Source organism: Kribbella sp. NPDC055110, assembly GCF_053607525.1.
Map to the genome: position 1 here is coordinate 105,438 of NZ_JBSGTS010000021.1, position 17,512 is coordinate 122,949.

The window sequence follows — 17,512 nt, forward strand, 5'->3', positions numbered from 1 at the left end:
CGAATGGCCACGACGTACAAGATCCATCCGGCGATCGGCATCGCCCGGGTCGGCAACAGTCCGGACGAGTTCTTCGTCGGACCGGAGCACCTGGGCGAGCGGCCCGAACCACCGGGCGGGTTCAAGGACGCACAGTGTCGCGTCAAACGGCAGGCCGCCCGCTTCCGGATCTTCGCGCACCACGACGACGGCAGCGTCGAGGAGATCACCGATGCCAGCGCCGAGATCTCGTGGACTGTTCACCTGGTGAACGCGAAGGCCGCGCACCCGAACCGCGGCAACAGCGAGCCGATCGGTCAGCTCACGATCGACCCGGGCGCGCGGACCCTGACCGGGCCGGACCAGCGGGAGCTCTTCGACACCGGCACGATCGACTTCTCCGGCGAGCCGTCGGTGACCGTGCCGCTCGGCGAGATCCGCAGCGATGACGACAACCACCTGCTCGTCCTCGGCGGGCACGGGGCCGCCGCGTCACCGGCCGGCAACGTGATCGGCAGCTTCTGGGGAAACGCCGGCTGGTACGACGACGTGTCGGACGGACCGGTGACCGCGACGATCACGCTGCGGGCGGACACCTCGACGCCACCGGTCGAGGGCGCGTGGGCGATCGTCGCGCCGCCGAAGTTCGCGCCGCACCAGGACAGCGTGACCACGCTCTACGACCGGGTCCTGCAACACATGATCGACCTCGGACTCGCGGCGGCGCCGACCACGACGTCGTACACGAACGACGTCTACCCGATCCTGCAACGCGCCCGCGACATGCGCTGGGTGGAAGGGATCTTCGGCGCGCACAGCTGGCCGGATCCGGTCACGTCGCAGCCGCTCGTCGACGCGATCTTCGCGCGGCTGCGCCCGCCCGGCGACATGCCTCGGCTCAACGGCGGCGACTCCGCGCTGACGCCGACCCAGTACGCGCACATGCAGCGCTGGCAGGCCGGCAACTACGCCGCGGACTGGACCGGCGTGCCGCAACCGCAGACCGACCTGACCCCGGACGGCCTGGATCGCGCGGCCCTCGAAGCCTGTGTCGGCGGCGCGTTCTTCCCCGGTATCGAGGCCGGCGGGCTGTCCGCGGGCGACCGGCCGATCATCGAGACGTCGTACGCCGAGGCGTTCCGGATCGCGTCCTCGATCACCGCCGGCACGATCAGCCAGGCGATGGCGTTGCCGTGGCACGCCGATTTCAAGGCGTGCGGTGACAACTGGTGGCCGGTCCCGCGACCGAACGACGTGATCGCGCAGGACACCGGCAGCCAGGCCCGCTGGGATCGTGACGTCGCGAGCATGGACGACATGGTGTCGCTGTGGCACACACTCGGATTCGTCGTCGAGCAAGGGGCCGAGCACGTCGAGGTCGAGCACTGCGACGAGTCGTCGATCACGCTGCTCACCCCCGAGCTGCGTTTCATCGACGTACCGCAGGGGCCGATGGGCATGGTGCGCGAGGCCGCGCTGGCGATCAGCTTCGAGGTGCTGTCACCTGGATCCGCCGTCACGCTCGACTACGCGCCTGGGGGTGCCCCGGCGCATCCTCAGTTGGTCGCCGCCACTACCTCGGTCACGGTCGGTCCGACTGCGCCGAACGGTGTGGCGACCGCCCGGCTGTGGGTCGTGTACCGGACCGGCGCGGCTCCGTCGTCCATCCCGCCGCAGGTACTCACGGTCCGCGAGGCCGCATCCGGTCAGACCTGGCAGGTGACGGTCACCGGCAACACGGTTGCTCGTACGACGGTCGCCACCGCGCTGGTACTCGACCGCTCGGGCAGCATGAGCGAGGACCGCGGCGACGGCCAGAGCAAACACGTGGCGCTGCAGCAGGCCGCGAACATCTTCGTCGACGTGATGCTCGAAGGCGACGGTGTCGGGATCGTCCGCTTCAACGAGGACGCGCAACCGTTGCAGTCCGTCCTCGAACTCGGCGCGGGCGGGCTGTCCGATCTGAACCGCAACGCGACCCACGACACGATCAACGGCACCGGCCTCGACCCGCAGGGCGCGACGTCCATCGGTGACGGCATCTTCGAGGGCCGCGCGCTGCTCGACGCGGCACCGCCGTACGACGTGAAATCGCTGGTCGTCCTCACCGACGGCATCGAGAACAGTCCCCGCGCGATCGCCGACGTCGCCGGGCAGATCAACGAGCGCACGTACGCCGTCGGGCTCGGGCAGCCGCAGAACATCAGCGTGCCCGCGCTGCAGACGATCTCCGGCAACAACGGCGGGTACCTGCTGGTGACGGGCGCGATCACGACCGACAACAGGTTCCTGCTGCAGAAGTACTTCCTGCAGGTACTGGCGGGGATCAGCAACGCCGAGGTGGTACTCGACCCGGACGGTGAGCTGAGTGTCGGCACGGTGCACCGCATCCCGTTCCAGCTGTCCGACGGCGACTCGGGCGTGGACGTCGTACTGCTGACGCCGCGTCCGGATGCCGTCGACTTCCGGCTCCAGACGCCGAACGGTCTGCTGATCGAACCGTGGCGGGCGCAGTCGGAGCCGGCGATGCGGTACGTGACCGGTGACGGCGTCGCGTACTACCGGATCACCCTGCCCGTCCAGCTCCGGCCGGGCCGTTTCGACCAGGCCGGGACCTGGCACGCGCTGCTGACGATCGGGCAGCCACATACCGGGAGGACCCCTGATGACTCCGACGGCGTCGACCTGTCGATCCTTCGCGGCCGGGGCAACCAGCCGGTGCGAACTGCTCCATCCGCACAGCCCGAGCGGCGACCGTTCGAGTTCGAGCGGGCCTTCGCGGTCGCGAACGAGCCGGCTCGCGGCGAGCAGCCGGGGCAGCGCGGCCTTCCGTACAGCCTGGTGGTGCACTCCTACTCGAACGTGTCGCTGCGAGCCTCGGCCGACCAGCGATCCTTCGAGCCGGGCGCCGAGGTGACGATCAACGCGACGCTCACCCAGTCCGGCGTACCGGTCGACGGCGATCCCTCCGTGTGGGCCGACATCACGCGCCCGGACGGGTCTGTCGTGACACTCGTCCTGGACGGGGTCGATGATTTCACGGCGAGCTTCGGTACGTCGCTGCCGGGCGTCTACCGGATCCGCGTGCGCGCCCGCGGCCGTACTCGCGTAGGTCGGCCGTTCACCCGCGAACGTACGCTCACCGCCGCCGTATGGCGTGGCGGCGACAACCCGCCGGTGCCTCCGACCAGTGACTCGTTCTGCGAGTTGTTGACCTGCCTGTTCAAGGGCGGGGTCATCGACGAGAAGCTGATCGAGCGGCTGCGGCGGCTCGGGTTCGACATCGACGCACTCCGCAAGTGCCTGCGCGGTTGCGGCTGCTGACCATGCTCTCGACGTACGACGTCGTTGTCGCCGGCGGAGGCCCCGCCGGCGCAGCGACCGCCTTGCGGCTGGCGCGGGCCGGGCACACCGTGGCGTTGCTGGAGCGCAGTTCCTTCGACCGTCCTCGTGTCGGTGAAACGCTTGCCCCTAGCATCCAACCGTTGCTGCGCGAGCTTGGCGTCTGGGAACGGTTCGTTGCCTTGGGCCCCTTGCCGTCGTGGGGCACCCGGAGCATCTGGAGCAGCACGGAACCGGCCGCGCACTCACATCTCGAGAGCGGTTCCGACAGCGGTTGGCACGTTGATCGCCGGTTGTTCGACAGAATGCTCTTCGACGCAGCAGCCGCGGCCGGCGCGTCGGTATCCCTCGGCACGTCCCTCATCGACTGCCGGTACGACGGTACGTGGCAACTCACCTGCTCCAACGGCCGCCGCCTGACCGCCCGAGTGCTGATCGACGCCACCGGCCGCTCGGCGACCATCGGGCGGTCGCTCGGTGCTCGTCGGATCGCGTTCGATCACCTGGTCGGGATCACCGCGCAATGGAGCGACGTGGACGTCACCACCGAGCAGTACCTCCTGATCGAGTCGGTCCCCGACGGCTGGTGGTACACCGCCCCACTCCCCGGCAACGTGATGGTCGGCATGCTCATGACCGACGCCGACATCTGCCGCCACCAAAACCTCGCCACCTCGGCCCCCTGGCGCATCCACCTACAATCCACCACCGCAACCGCCCTCCGCCTCAGCACCGCCCTCCGCCCCGCCACCCGCGTCGGCTTTGCCACCAGCCTGGGCGCCGCCACGCGCCCAACTGCGTCCGACGGCACCTCCGCCGCACGCTTCCCGACCAGTCCCCGGGTGTACTCGGCCGCCAGCCACCGGCTCGTGCGGCCCGGCGACTCCCGCCCGTGGCTCGCAGTCGGCGACGCGGCCCTCGCCGTCGACCCCATCTCAGGCAGCGGCGTACCCCGAGCCCTCCGCACCGCCGAAGCCGCCGCAACAACCGCCACCCACCTGCTCCTCCACCCCGCCGACCCCGCCCCCATCAAGTCCTACGAATCCACCCGAAACACCGAGTGCACCACCTACCTCTCCACCCGAGCCGACTACTACGCCGTAGCCCTCCCCCACCCCGCCCCCTTCTGGACCCGCCGAAAACACCCCACCCCAGCCTGATCCCGGCAACCACCCACCGAGTCGTGAGATACGGCTGCAAAACCCAACCACGATCCACGACTCGCCGTACCCGCCCCGAACCAAACACCACGACTCGACGCAGGGTTGTTCGCGACTGGTGGGGGTTATCTGAAGTCGCGGGATTTGGTGCGGGCGGTTAGGGGGAGGCGTTGGAGGTGGTCGGCGGAGAGGTTGGTTACTTCGCCGGCTCGTTCTACCCGGCCGCGGATGATCATGGCGGCGGCGTTGCGGGCTACGGCGGCGTGGCGGTGCCAGCAGCCGACGGTGATGACGATGTTCGCCATGCCGGTTTCGTCCTCGAGGTTCATGAACGTGACGCCGGAGGCGGTCGCGGGGCGTTGGCGGTGGGTGACCACGCCGGCGACCCGGACGCGGGCGCCGTTGGGGGCCTCGCGAAGTTCGGCCGCGGACAGGATGCCGTCGGCGCGGAGCCGGTCGCGGACCCGTTGCATCGGATGGCTCGCGGTGGTGATCGAGGTGGACCACAGGTCGGCCATGTCGGCCTCGATGTCGCTCATCCCAGGCAGTGTCGGCGGCGGACCGGCCGCGGTGATCCCGGCCAGCTGACCTGGACGCTCCTCGGCCGCCCGGCCCGCTTCCCACAACGCCTGTCGCCGGTCGAGCCCGAAACAGTCGAACGCCCCGGCGGTCGCCAGCGCCTCGACCTGTGCCGCAGTGATTCCGGTACGCCGGACCAGGTCGGCCATCTCGGTGAACGGCCCGCCCCGCTCCCGCTCCTCGACGATCAGCTTCGCGCCCTTCTCCCCGACCGTGCGTACTTCGGACAGCCCGAGCCGGACCGCGAACACGCCGTCCCGGCGATGCACCGTGGTGTCGAACGGCGCCTTCGGATCGAACGGACCGACCAACGGCTGCGGGTCCGCCAAACACTCGTCCAACCCGGTCGGCCCGGTCCGCTCCTGCCCGTCGACCAGCAGCTCGAGCCCCGCGTCGACACCCGAGAGATGCAGGTGCGGACGGCGTACCTCGACACCGTGCCGGCGGGCGTCGGCGACCAGGGACTGCGGTGAGTAGAACCCCATCGGCTGTGCCCGGAGCAGTGCGGCCAGGAACGCGGCCGGGTAGTGCAGCCGCAGCCATGTGCTGGAGTAGACGAGCAGCGCGAAGCTGATCGAGTGCGATTCGGCGAACCCGAAGTTCGCGAACGCCTCGATCTTGGCGTAGATCTCGTCGGCCAGCTCCCCGGTGATCCCGTTGCCCGCCATCCCGGCGTACAGCTTGTCCTTCAGCGACGAGATCTTCTCGATACCGCGTTTGGAGCCCATCGCGCGGCGCAGCAGGTCGGCCTCGTCGCCGTCGATCTCGCCGACCGCCATCGCCATCTGCATCAGCTGCTCCTGGAACAGCGGCACGCCCATGGTCCGCTCCAGCACCGGCTCCAGCTTCGGGTGCAGGTAGGTGATCGGCTCCTCCCCGGTCCGGCGGCGGATGTACGGATGCACGGCGCCGCCTTGGATCGGGCCGGGCCGGATCAGCGCGATCTCGGTGACCAGGTCGTAGAACCGCCGCGGTTTCAGCCGCGGCAGGGTCGCCATCTGCGCGCGGGACTCCACCTGGAACACGCCCACCGAGTCCGCGCGGCAGAGCTGGTCGTAGACCCCGGCCTCCTCCCGCGGGATCGTGTGCAGCTCCCACGACTCCCCGAGCTGCTCGCGGACCATGTCCAGGCAGTACTGCAGCGCGGCCAGCATGCCGAGCCCGAGCAGGTCGAACTTCACCAGCCCCATCCACGCGCAGTCGTCCTTGTCCCACTGCAGGACCGTGCGGTTCTCCATCCGGGCGTGCTCGATCGGCACCACCTCGCCGACCGGACGCTCGGTCAGCACCATGCCGCCGGAATGGATCCCCAGGTGCCGCGGGAACTTCAGCAGCTCGGTCGCCATCCCCACCACCTGCGGCGGGATGTCGTGCTCGGTCGAGGTGATCTCCGGGCTCCAGCCGTCCACCTGTTTCGACCACGCGTCCTGCTGACCGACGGAGTACCCCAGCGCCTTGGCCATATCCCGGACGGCGGACTTCGGGCGGTACGAGATCACGTTCGCCACCTGGGCGGCGTTGTGCCGGCCGTACTTCGTGTAGACGTGCTGGATCACCTCCTCGCGGCGTCCGGAGTCGAAGTCGACGTCGATGTCCGGCTCCTCGGCGCGGGTGGTGGCCAGGAACCGCTCGAAGGGCAGGTTGTAGAGGATGCTGTCCACCGCGGTGATCCCGAGCGCGTAGCAGACCGCGGAGTTCGCCGCCGATCCCCTGCCCTGGCAGAGGATCCCGTTGTCGTGGGCGAACCGGACGATGTCCTCAACGATCAGGAAGTACCCCGGAAAACCCTTCTCCTCGATGACGTCGAGCTCCCGCTCCAGCCGCTCGTACGCGTCCGGCCGCTGCCCACGCGTCCCATACCGCTTCGAAGCCCCCCGGAACGTCAGCTCCCGCAGCCACGACATCGGGTCGTGACCGTCGGGTACGTCGCGCAGCGGCAGCTTCGGCTTCGCCCGCGCGAGGTCGAACGCGAGCTGGTCCGCCAGCATCACCGAGCGCGCCACCGCCCCGTCGTACCGCTGGAAACGGGCGGTCATCTCCGCGCCGGAACGCACGAACGCCATCCCGCTCGACGGCAGCCAGCCGTCCATCGCGTCCAGGTCGCGACGGGCCCGTACGGCGGCCAGCGCGGCCGCCAGCTTGTGCTCGGCCGGGGTCGCGTAATGAACGTTGTTCGTGGCAACTACCGGGAGGCCGCGGTCGGCCGCCAGGCCGGCCAGGACCCGGTTCCGCGTGGTGTCGGCGGGGACGTGGTGGTCGATCAGCTCGACGACCACCCGGTCCTTGCCGAACAGCGCGACCAACCGGTCCAGCTCGCGACCGGCCGCCGCCGGACCGTCGGCACGCCCGCCGAGCTCCAGCGCCTGCCGGACCAGTCCCTTCCGGCACCCGGTCAGGATTACCCAGGCGTCACGACCCTTGTCGGCCAGCCGCTCCAACGAGTAGACCGGCTTCCCCTTCTCCCCACCTTTCAACTGCGCCTCGGTGATCTCGCCGGCCAGCTTGTGGTACCCCTCCTGCCCCTCGGCCAGCACCAGCAGGTGACTGCCTTCAGGATCCGCCACCCCGTTCTGCGGGCCGGTCAGCCCGAGTGACAGCTCCGCCCCGAACACGGTCGGCAGCGAGTACGCCGCCGCGGCCTCGGCGAACCGCGCCGCGCCGTAGAACCCGTCGTGATCGGTCAGCGCCAGCGCGTGCAGCCCCTGCCGGACGGCGGCCTCGACCAGATCCTCCGGCTGCGAGGCGCCGTCCAGGAAGGAGAAGTTCGAGTGGACGTGGAGCTCGGCGTACGGCACCGAATGCTCCGGTCTGACGGCCAGAACCTTCGAAGGCACATACGGCCCGCGATGCTGCGACCACGCCGGACTGTCACCACCGTCCCCCGTCACCGGCCGCCCACCATGGCTACCCGGCCGCGAGCGATCCGAGAGCTTCCGCTCCAGCTCGGACCACTTGATCGGCGGATTGTTGTACCCCATGGCCACATATTAGAACAAGTGTTCGAGACCTGCAAAAATGGCTGGCCGGCGCGGTGGACCGGTTGATACGGTGCCGTGGTCCGTGACGTGATGCTTGGAGGTGGGGCCCCGATGAACGCTGTAGCGCAGTGGGTGCTCCCCTTCCCGTGGTCACGGGCTGGCGATTGACGTAGGTGTCGCCGGGAGTGCCTCGCCGAGTACTCCCGAGAGGAAACACCTATGCACACTTTGCCTTTCACGATCTCTCGCGTCGCTGACAACCAGTGGCACGCGATCGAGAACGACCTGGTCGTCGGCCGCAGTCATGCGACGCGGCGGCTCGACGGCCGGACCTTCGTCAGCATCGACACCTGGCGCGACGACGTCTTCAACCGCCTCGCGGCCGCGATGGCGACCGACCAGCCGCAGTACACAGTGGTCGACGAGACCGACCACGACCTCCTGACCAATTGGGTACTCGCGGGATTCACGACAGCGCGTCGCGAAGCGGAGTTCGTCGTACCCACCGGCCCCTCCCGGGCGACCGTCCCGTCAGGGGTGACGATCACGACCGCCGACGAGGCCCCGCTGCGTGAGCTGGACCAGGCGATTCGCGACGAGGTCGAATCCACCGTCGGCTGGCACACGATGCCTGCGGAGGTGCTGCCCTGGCAGGGCGGCACGAGGCCGATCGACCCGTCGAAGTACACGGCCGCAGTAAAGGATGGTCGGTACGTCGGGATGGTCCGGGTCGCCACCATGACCCGGCGCCCGCGCATCGGGCTGGTCGGCGTACTGGCGGCCGAGCAACGGCACGGTATCGGCCGGGCGTTGCTCGATCATGTCCTGGACGGTCTGCACCGGTCCGGATTCGAAGCCGCGACCGCGGAGGTTGACGAGACAAACACGGGCGCACTGGCGCTATTCGAGGGGCTCGGTACGCGCTGTACGGGTCGCAGCCTCGAACTGATCCGCGGAAAGGCCTGACGATGTCCAGAGCAGCAGGCGGTATCGAGGTCGAGGGCACCGTCGTCGAGTGCCTCCGGAACGCCAACTTCCGGGTCGAACTCACCAACGGGCACAAGGTCCTCGCCCACATCAGCGGGAAGATCCGGAAGAACTACATCAAGATCCTCCCCGAGGACCGCGTCCTCGTGGAACTCAGCCCCTACGACCTGACCCGGGGCCGGATCGTCTTCCGGTACCGGAACTGAGCTCTATCGCACACACCTCCCACCGGGATCAAGACTAGAACATATGTTCGACGAAGCGGTAATCTGAAAACATGCTTGGTCGGTTCACGGTTCGGCCGTCCGACGACGGATCCAACAGGTTCGGCGTCTGGGACGGTGCGGTCAACGGGTGGCGTGCGACAGGTCTCGACGACGAGAGGCAGGCGCGCGAGCTGGCGGCCGAGCTCGACGTGCAGTACGACGCCCACGGTCCTCGGGCCGCGGACGCCGTACGGCACGTCGACCCGGCCCAGCCGGTGCAGCGGGCGACCTGGTCGACCGGCGAGCTGGATGTCTGGATCCGCGACAAGGGGGTCTGGCTGGGACGGTTCCGCGACCAGGACGGGCAGATCACCTGGGTCCCGGGGACGGACCTCAGACCCCTTTAGCGCGGCGTCGGCGGCTTCGGCGGCGGCTTCGGCTTGGGCGTCGGCTTCGGCTTGGGCGTCGGCTTCGGCTTGGGCGTCGGTTTCGGCTTCTTCACGGGGTCGACCGGCTTCGGGTTCGGGTCGCCGATCAGCCTCTTCGGCGGCGCGACGAAGCGTATGACCGGGAGGCCGCGGAGGGCGCCCTGCATCGCGGTCTGCCAGAGCGGGCCGGCGGTGCCGGAGCCGGTCGGGTCGGCGATGTCCTTGCCGTTCAGGGTGTGCCGGTACATCAGGTTGGTGTACGGCAGGTTCGCGTCCGCGACCACCGCGGCGGCGGCCAGGTTCGGGGTGTAGCCGGCGTACCAGACGGCCAGGTTCTCCTGGATCGTTCCGGTCTTGCCGGCCATGTCGCGGCTGCCGAAGCGCAGCCGGCCGCCGGTCCCGCCCGGCATCATCACTGCGCTCAGCACCCGGTTCACGCCGTCCGCGACCGCCCGCGGGAGGACCTGCTTGCAGTTGAACCCGGGACCCGGGACCGGGCGCCCGGACTTGTCCCGCACCGACGTGACGACCAGCGTCTCGCAGTACTTCCCGCGCGCCGCGAACGTCGCGTAGGCGTTCGACAGCATCAGCGGCGTCACGTATCCGACCCCGAGCGTCATCGAGATGACCTGGTCGAGCGGCTGCAGCGTCTGCGCGTTGTACATCCCGAGCTTCGCCGCGATCGTCGCGATCGAGCACAGCCCGGTCCGCTGCGACAGCTGCAGGAAGTAGGTGTTGGTCGAGAACCGGGCGGCCTCGACCATCGTCAGGTTGCCGCTGTGCGTCGAGTTCTTCGGCCGGTACTTCGGGTCGCGCGTCCAGCCCGTACACGTCCGGAACTTCTTGTTGCTCAGGTCGATCTGCTCCGGCGAGTTGATCCGGTAGTCCATCCGGATGCCCTTGGACAGCGCCGCGGCGATCGTGAACGCCTTCATCGTGGAGCCGTTCTGGAACCCGCCGTACCCGCCGGCGTACGACTTCTCGACGTTGTAGTTGTAGTTCGTGTGGAACTTCCCGTTGCCGTAGGGGCGGCTCTGCACCATCGCCTTCACCAGGCCGGTGCCGGGCTCGACGATGCTGATCGCGGCGATCGCGGAGTCGGTGCGCTTGCTGTGTTTGTCGATCGACGCCTGGGCGGCCGCCTGCACACGAGGGTCGATCGAGGTCCGGATCTGCAGGCCGCCGGTCTTCAGGTAGTGGTCGCGGTCCTTGACGGTCGCGCCGAGCGCCGGGTTGGCGAGCAGCTTGGAGACCACGTAGTCGCAGTAGAACGGGTACCGCGAGTTGGCGCACCCGTTCGGCACCGGCTCGACCTTCGCCAGGTCGACCACGGGTGTCCGGAGCGCCTGGTTCGCCTGGCCGACCGTGATGACGCCGAGTTCGAGCATCCGCTTGATCACCACGTCCCGGCGCGCCTTGGCGCGGGCCAGGTTGTTGGTCGGGTCGTACCCGGTCGGGTTCTTCACCAGTCCGGCCAGCAGCGCGGCCTGCGGGAGCGTGAGCTTGTCGGCGGTGGTCCGGAAGTAGTGCTGGGCCGCGGTCTGGACGCCGTACGTGCCGTCGCCGAAGTTCGCCAGGTTCAGGTACCGGCCGAGGATCTCGTCCTTGGACAGCTCGCTCTCGACCGCGATCGCGTACCGCAGCTCGGCGAGTTTGCGTCCGTACGAGACCTCGGTGGCCTGCTGCCGCTCGGCCGCGGTGCGCGCCTTCTCGACCAGGCTCATCTTCACGTACTGCTGGGTGATGCTCGACCCGCCCTGCTGCACCTGGCCCTCGGTCTGGTTGCGCACCATCGCGCGCAGCGTGCCCTTCAGGTCGAGCGCGCCGTGCTCGTAGAACCGGGAGTCCTCGATCGCCACGATCGCCTTGCGCATGATCGGGCTGACCGCGGTCAGCGGCACCGGCACCCGGTTCTGCTCGTAGAGGGTCGCGACCAGTGTGCCGTCCGCGGCCAGGATGCGGCTGCGAACGGCCACCGGATCGATCTCGAGTTCCTTGGGCAGGCTCTGAACGGTGTCCGCGACCTCAGCTGCGCCACGCCCGGCGAAGCCGGCGAACGGGACCGCGAGCCCCGCCGCCAGCGCACCGGACAGCGCGCTCACGCCGATGAACGTGATCAACGACCGAGCCCAACTGCGACCGCCCCTGTCGGTACGCACCCCACCAGGGTAGGCGAGAGATCACACTCCCGGTACCCCGGAATTGATTGCCTCGATCAACTTCGGCCGCAGTTCGCGGGCACTGATCACGGCGTCGACGGACCCGACGTCGCGGGCCCGCTCGATGCTGTGCACCCGGTCGAATTCGGTCGCGACCTCGCCCAGTTTCTCGGCCCGTACGACGGTTCGCACGTCGGAAAGCTCCGTCGCGAGCGCCGCCCGCTCCGCTCCGGCCGCCTCGCCGACCCGCTCCGCCAGCGCCGCGACCCGCGGATCCGCGGCGGTCCGCGCATCCACCTCGGCCGCGAAAACCACCGCGGCGGCCGGCGCGCCGCCGAGCACCGAGGCGAACGATCCCTCCACCGCGAGCACCGTCATCGACGGGTTCAGCGACTTCGAGAACACCACGAACGCGCCGCCGTGGTAGCGCGAGACGACGCAGAACACGATCGGCCCGCGGAAGTTCACGATCGCGCGCCCGATCTCGGCGCCGTACTCGAGCTGCAGGTTCCGCATCGAGTCCGGTGACCCGTCGAACCCGGACAGGTTCGCCAGCACCACCAGCGGCCGGTTCCCGCTGGCCGAGTTGATCGCCCGGGCGACCTTCTTCGACGACCGCGGGAACAGCGTGCCCGCGGTGTACGTGTCCGGCCCGTCGGTGGGCGGGAAACCGCGCCGCGGCACCGACCGCGATTCGATCCCGACCAGGCAGACCGGGAACCCGCCGAGCCGCGCGTCCTGCACGACCGCCGTCTCGGCGTCGGCCATGCCCGCCCAGCGCTCCAGTACCGGGTGGTCCTGGTCGGTGACGGCCCGCATCAGCGTGCGGATGTCGAACGCCTTCTTCCGGTCCGGGTTGGTGGCGCTCGAGAAGATCTCGCCGATCGTCTTGAAGTCGCTCCCGGCGACGTCGTGCGGGTACGGCGTGACGTCGCGGTCCACGGGGTCGTCCGTGAGAGCCCGCCGCGGCCCGTGCTCACCCGGTGCGATGTAGGTGTGGTCGTAGTACGTCATCAGCACGTCCCGGGCGCCCTTCAGGTCCGGAGCCCAGTACTGCGCCTGCCCGTTCGGACCCATCACCCGGTCGTACCCGCCGATACCGAAGTTGTCCTCGGCCGAGACGCTCCCGGAGAAGTCCAGCGTTTGCTTGCCGGTCAGCACCATCGCGCTGTCCGGCGTCATCACCAGGATGCCCTTGGTGTGCATCAGCATCGTCGCCTCGGCGTTCCAGTACGGCTGCGCGCCGACGTTGATGCCCGCGACCACGACGTTGATCTCGCCGCCGGCCTGGGTGAACTCGACGATTCGCTTCAGCGCCTTCGCGACCCAGTCCATGTTCTCCGTGCCGGAGTCCATCGAGATCCGGGCGCCGGCCGACAACGAGTACCACTCGACCGGCACTCGCAGCTGCTCGGCCAGGTCGAGTGCCGCGATGATCCGCGAGCACTCCGCCTCGGCCACCGCGCCGAGCGCCTTGGTCGGGTCGCCGCTCATCGCGACCCGGGTGACGCCGTCCGGGTATCGCGTGGTCGGCGTGGTGACGATGCCGACGATGATGCCGGCCTTGTTCAGGCCCTTCGCCCGGTCCACCGGGACCAGGCGGCCGGCGTCGTCCAGGTCGTGCTCGACGAACGAGCCGCCCTGGCCGGCGACCATGCCGCTGACCTCGTACGGGTAGATCGTGTTCCGCCGCCGGGACCGCTGCACCTTCTGCGCATAGTCGTCGAGCGGCAGCAACCGCCCGGTCGGCGGCTGCTCGATCGACGTGACGACGCCGGCGCCGTGCTGGTAGTAGAACCGGGCCGCGACCGGGTTGATCGAGCCGTCCGGCGCGACCACGTCGCCCTGCACCAGGACCTCCTCGATCCCGGCGCCCGCGGTCATCGGGGCGATGTTGCGCTGCAGCGCGGTCACCTCGTCGACCTGGACGTCGACCACCGGCCAGATCTGCACCCAGACGTGGTTCATGTCCAGTTTGGCGCCGGCCGCGCCGCGGGCGGACCGGGCGCGGCGGATCGCCTCCAGACAGTTCGAGATCGCCCGCTCGGCGTGCGGCAGCGACGTGACCTGGCCGTCCTCGTCCCGGGCGACCGCGAACTGGCGGACCTGGGCCAGCGCGACGAGCCGCCGGTCGGCCTCGTTGTCGCGGGCGACGCAGTAGTAGAGGAGCACGTCCTCCGGCGCGTCGAGGCGGGTGATGCGGAAGTCCCGCAGCCGCCACAGGTTCAGGCGGCGGCCGACCATCGGGTGGACGCCGCGGACGTTGTCGTCCTCGGTCATCGACCCGCCGGCCGGGCGGTAGGTGAAGTACGAGACCGGCCGGTCCTGTCCCGGGGCGATCGCGACCGAGATCCGGCGTACCCGCTGGGCGATCGGCAGCTCGGCGACCATCCGGCGGTACAGGTCCGAGGCGTCCTGCTGCGACTCCGGCAGGTCCGGGCCGTACAGATAGAGCTCGACGACGGCCTCGTGTCCCGCCGTACGGGCGTCGATCCGATCGGTCAGCGCCCGCGACAGGCCGCTGTCCCGATCGGCCAGCTCCGCGACCGTGCCGACCGTCGTGACCAGGTGGCTCGGGCGGTCGTCGATCGAGTAGTCGGCGGTCGCGAACGGCCGCCCGTCGACGGCGAACTCGCGCAGGTCGTGCAGCTCGTACTCGCGGTAGTGCCGCCGGACGAGCACCTCGAGCATCGGCTCGCGCTCGCCCCAGCCGCCTTCCAGCCGCTGGGCGAGGAACCGGACGATCGGCTCCGGGATCGCGGCCAGCGCGTCGATGCGCCGCTGCCGCTCCGGCGAGTCCGGAAGCGTGGCCAGGTCGGCGACCTCGTCACCCACGCCCGCGATGATCGACGCCCGCTCGGCGTCGACCTGCGGCTGGTCGAACCACCGGAACCGCACGCTCCGGGCCAGGTCGCCGACGACTGGGAACCGCAGCTGCGTGGCCAGCACCAGCCGGTCCAGCAGGTCGTGCACGCACTCGTCCAGCGGCGCCTCCGGCAGCGGCTCGGCGATCCACCGCTGCAGGACGGACGTCACCAGCAGTACGTCGGGACTCGAGCGCTGCTGCGCCAGGAAGATCCGGAAGACCGCCTCCTCCAGCTCGGGGCTCCGCTCCAGCCCGGTCACGCCGTAGTGGCTCAGTACGCGGGTCAACCGGGCCTGGAACTCGCCCGGCAGCGCGCCGCGGTCCGGATCCAGGCTCTGCAGGTACGTGTAGAAGTACTCGCGTGGGCTGTGCACCCGGTTCTCGAGGGTGGTGTCGGTCCCGGCCGGCCGGTTGCGGCTCAGCTCGGCGAAGTCCGCGAACACCGTCAGAAGCTCGATCTCCAGACCGACCGGCGGCCCCGAGCGTTGGTGCGCGAGCTCCGACCGCGCGGCGAGGTAGTCGGCCAGCATGCCGCCCTCGTCCTGCGGGTCGATATCGAACCCGAGCAGCATGCTCCGCAGGTCGTCCAGCCCACGCTCCAGCCGCTCGGCCGCGGACTTCTCCCCACTCCCGTTCGGCAGATCCAGCTGTACGCCGTTCTGCACCGGAGCGGCCTCCTCCGCCGCGTCGTCCGCGACCGGCTCCAGCCGGAGCAGCGGAGCACCCGTCTCCACCTGGCTGCCGGTTGACACCAGCAGCTCCTTCACGGTCGCCTTGAACGGCGCGTACAGCACCGTCTCCATCTTCATGCTCTCGAGCACCAGCACCGGAGCGCCGGCCTCGATCTCGGCACCGGTCTGCACCGGCGTCGCCACCACGAGCGCCGGCGCGGGCGAACGCAGTACGCCGCCCTCGTCGCGACTCACGCGGTGGGTGACGCCGTCGACCTCGACCAGATGCACCGGGCCGTGGGTTGCCGTCACCAGGCGGAACCGCTGCCCGCCGACGACCAGCCGGCTCGTGTACTCGTCCAGCCGCTCCAGCTCGGCGTCCACCACCTTGAGGTGATCGTTGCCGTTGCCGACGCCGACCCGGAACCGCTCCGGACCGATCCGCGCCACCGTCACCCGGTAGCTCGCGCCGCGCAGCTTCAGGTCGATCGCGCGACCGACCTCGTGCTGGACCTGCGGGCGGCCGCCGTGCGCGGTCTCGTACAACCGGATGCGCTCGACCTGCTCGGCGTCCTCGTACCCCTCGATCGCGGCCGCGACCAGCGCGATCCCGGAGTGCCGGTGCGAGACCAGTCGGCCCTCGCCGCGGACGCGGTCGATCCAGCCGGTGTCTGCACTGCCGTCGATCACCTCGGGCTGGTCGAGCAGCTCGAGGATGAAGCTCTTGTTGGTCGCGCCGCCCTCGATCAGCACGGTCGTCGCCTGCATCGCGCGCCGCAGCCGCGCGAGCGCCTCCTCGCGCGTGCGCCCGTACCCGATGATCTTCGCGATCATCGAGTCGAAGTCCGCCGGAATGGTGTCCCCCGCGCTCACGCCGGTGTCGACCCGGATGCCGGGTCCGGCGGGCAGATCGAGTACGACGATCCGCCCGGGCGACGGCGCGAAGTCGCGGTCCGGGTCCTCGGCGTTCAGCCGCGCCTCGACCGCGTGGCCGTTCTCGATCGGCCGGGGGCCTTCCAGCCGGCCGCCGGACGCGACGTGCAGCTGGGCCTTCACCAGGTCGAACCCGGTGGTCAGCTCGGTGATCGGGTGCTCGACCTGCAGCCGGGTGTTCACCTCGAGGAACGCGAACGACTTCTCCCCCGGGTGGTACAGGAACTCGACGGTCGCGGCGCCGCGGTACCCGACCGCGATCGCCAGCCGCTCGGCCGACGCCTTCAGCTCGTCGACCTGGGACGCGGACAGCAGCGGGGACGCGGACTCCTCGATCACCTTCTGGTTGCGGCGCTGCACCGAGCAGTCCCGGACGCCGAGCGCCCACGCCGTACCTTCGCCGTCCGCGATCACCTGGACCTCGACGTGCCGGGCGCCGGTGACGAGACGTTCCAGGAACACCACGCCGCTGCCGAACGCACGGGCCGCCTCGTCGCTGGTCCGCGCGTACGCGTCGGAGAGCTCGTCGGCGGAGCGGACCACCCGGATACCGCGGCCACCGCCGCCGGCCGTTGCCTTGAGCATCAACGGGTACCCGATCCGCTCGGCCGCCGCGAGCGCCGCCTCCAGCGATTCCACCGCTCCGCGGCTCCACGGCGCGACCGGTACGCCGACCTCCTCGGCGATCAGCTTCGAGCCGATCTTGTCGCCGAGTTTGCGCATCGCCTCGGCCGACGGGCCGATGAAGGTCACGCCGATCCGCTCGCACAGCTCCGCGAACGCCGGGTCCTCGGCGACGAACCCCCAGCCGACCCAGGCGGCGTCCGCCCCGGTCTCACGGAGCGCGCGCTCCAGGACCTCCAGGTCCAGGTACGGCCGGGCCGACGCCGGGCCGAGCGGGTACGTGATGTCCGCCGCCCGCACGAAGGTCGCCGTCCGCTCGCCGTCGGTGAACAAGGCCACGGTCTCGATCGGGTCACCGCCTTCGGCGTTGACTTCGCGGACCGCGTTGATGAGCCGCATCGCGGCTTCACCCCGGTTCACTATTGCGATACGCTTGAACATCGACCGCCTCCGTGTCTCACCCTGCCTTGTGCAGCTGGGATCGCCAGCTGCTGGCACAGGTTTTCAGCCCAAGGCCGTTACCGTCGAGTCGGCCCCCCGATCAGGCGTGTTTCCACCCTGACCCGAGGGTGTGAAAACCTCCAGGGCAGGGCTTGTGGG

The 17,512-nt window shown here is 69.8% G+C and carries 8 protein-coding genes; 5 read left to right on the forward strand and 3 right to left on the reverse strand.

The window, feature by feature from the left end:
* The first annotated feature begins 3 nt into the window (after positions 1–3).
* Together ACWF0M_RS28055 and ACWF0M_RS28060 are read left to right on the forward strand one after the other, a co-directional pair.
* Positions 4–3,303: a LodA/GoxA family CTQ-dependent oxidase gene (locus ACWF0M_RS28055; RefSeq protein ID WP_452238706.1), complete on the forward strand. Its 3,300-nt coding sequence runs from the start codon at positions 4–6 to the stop codon at positions 3,301–3,303.
* A complete protein-coding gene (locus ACWF0M_RS28060) occupies positions 3,279–4,481 on the forward strand; it encodes an NAD(P)/FAD-dependent oxidoreductase (RefSeq protein WP_452238707.1) in 1,203 nt (400 codons plus the stop codon). The genes ACWF0M_RS28055 and ACWF0M_RS28060 overlap by 25 nt, the downstream gene beginning before the upstream one ends.
* A 125-nt stretch (positions 4,482–4,606) precedes the next feature.
* On the opposite strand, the gene ACWF0M_RS28065 is transcribed toward ACWF0M_RS28060, so the two are convergent.
* Entirely contained in the window at positions 4,607–8,038 is a 3,432-nt protein-coding gene (locus ACWF0M_RS28065; protein ID WP_452238708.1) for an error-prone DNA polymerase, read from the reverse strand.
* A 219-nt stretch (positions 8,039–8,257) separates the two neighbouring features.
* Here ACWF0M_RS28065 and ACWF0M_RS28070 point away from each other — a divergent pair, with 219 nt between their 5' ends.
* The 3 genes from ACWF0M_RS28070 to ACWF0M_RS28080 all read left to right on the forward strand — a co-directional run bounded on the left by ACWF0M_RS28070 (position 8,258) and on the right by ACWF0M_RS28080 (position 9,638).
* A complete protein-coding gene (locus ACWF0M_RS28070; protein ID WP_452238709.1) occupies positions 8,258–9,004 on the forward strand; it encodes an N-acetyltransferase family protein in 747 nt (248 codons plus the stop codon).
* Between the two features lie 2 nt (positions 9,005–9,006).
* Complete coding sequence (infA, locus tag ACWF0M_RS28075; protein WP_452238710.1) at positions 9,007–9,231, forward strand: translation initiation factor IF-1; 225 nt, start codon at positions 9,007–9,009, stop codon at positions 9,229–9,231.
* A gap of 71 nt (positions 9,232–9,302) precedes the next feature.
* On the forward strand, positions 9,303–9,638 hold the full coding sequence (locus ACWF0M_RS28080; protein WP_452238711.1) for a hypothetical protein: 336 nt from the start codon (positions 9,303–9,305) through the stop codon (positions 9,636–9,638).
* Here ACWF0M_RS28080 and ACWF0M_RS28085 read toward each other — a convergent pair.
* Positions 9,635–11,818 (reverse strand): transglycosylase domain-containing protein, encoded by a 2,184-nt coding sequence (locus tag ACWF0M_RS28085; protein WP_452238712.1) that lies wholly within the window; start codon positions 11,816–11,818, stop codon positions 9,635–9,637. The genes ACWF0M_RS28080 and ACWF0M_RS28085 overlap by 4 nt on opposite strands.
* 21 nt (positions 11,819–11,839) lie before the next feature.
* Positions 11,840–17,353 (reverse strand): ATP-binding protein, encoded by a 5,514-nt coding sequence (locus ACWF0M_RS28090; protein ID WP_452238713.1) that lies wholly within the window; start codon positions 17,351–17,353, stop codon positions 11,840–11,842.
* Positions 17,354–17,512 lie beyond the last annotated feature (159 nt).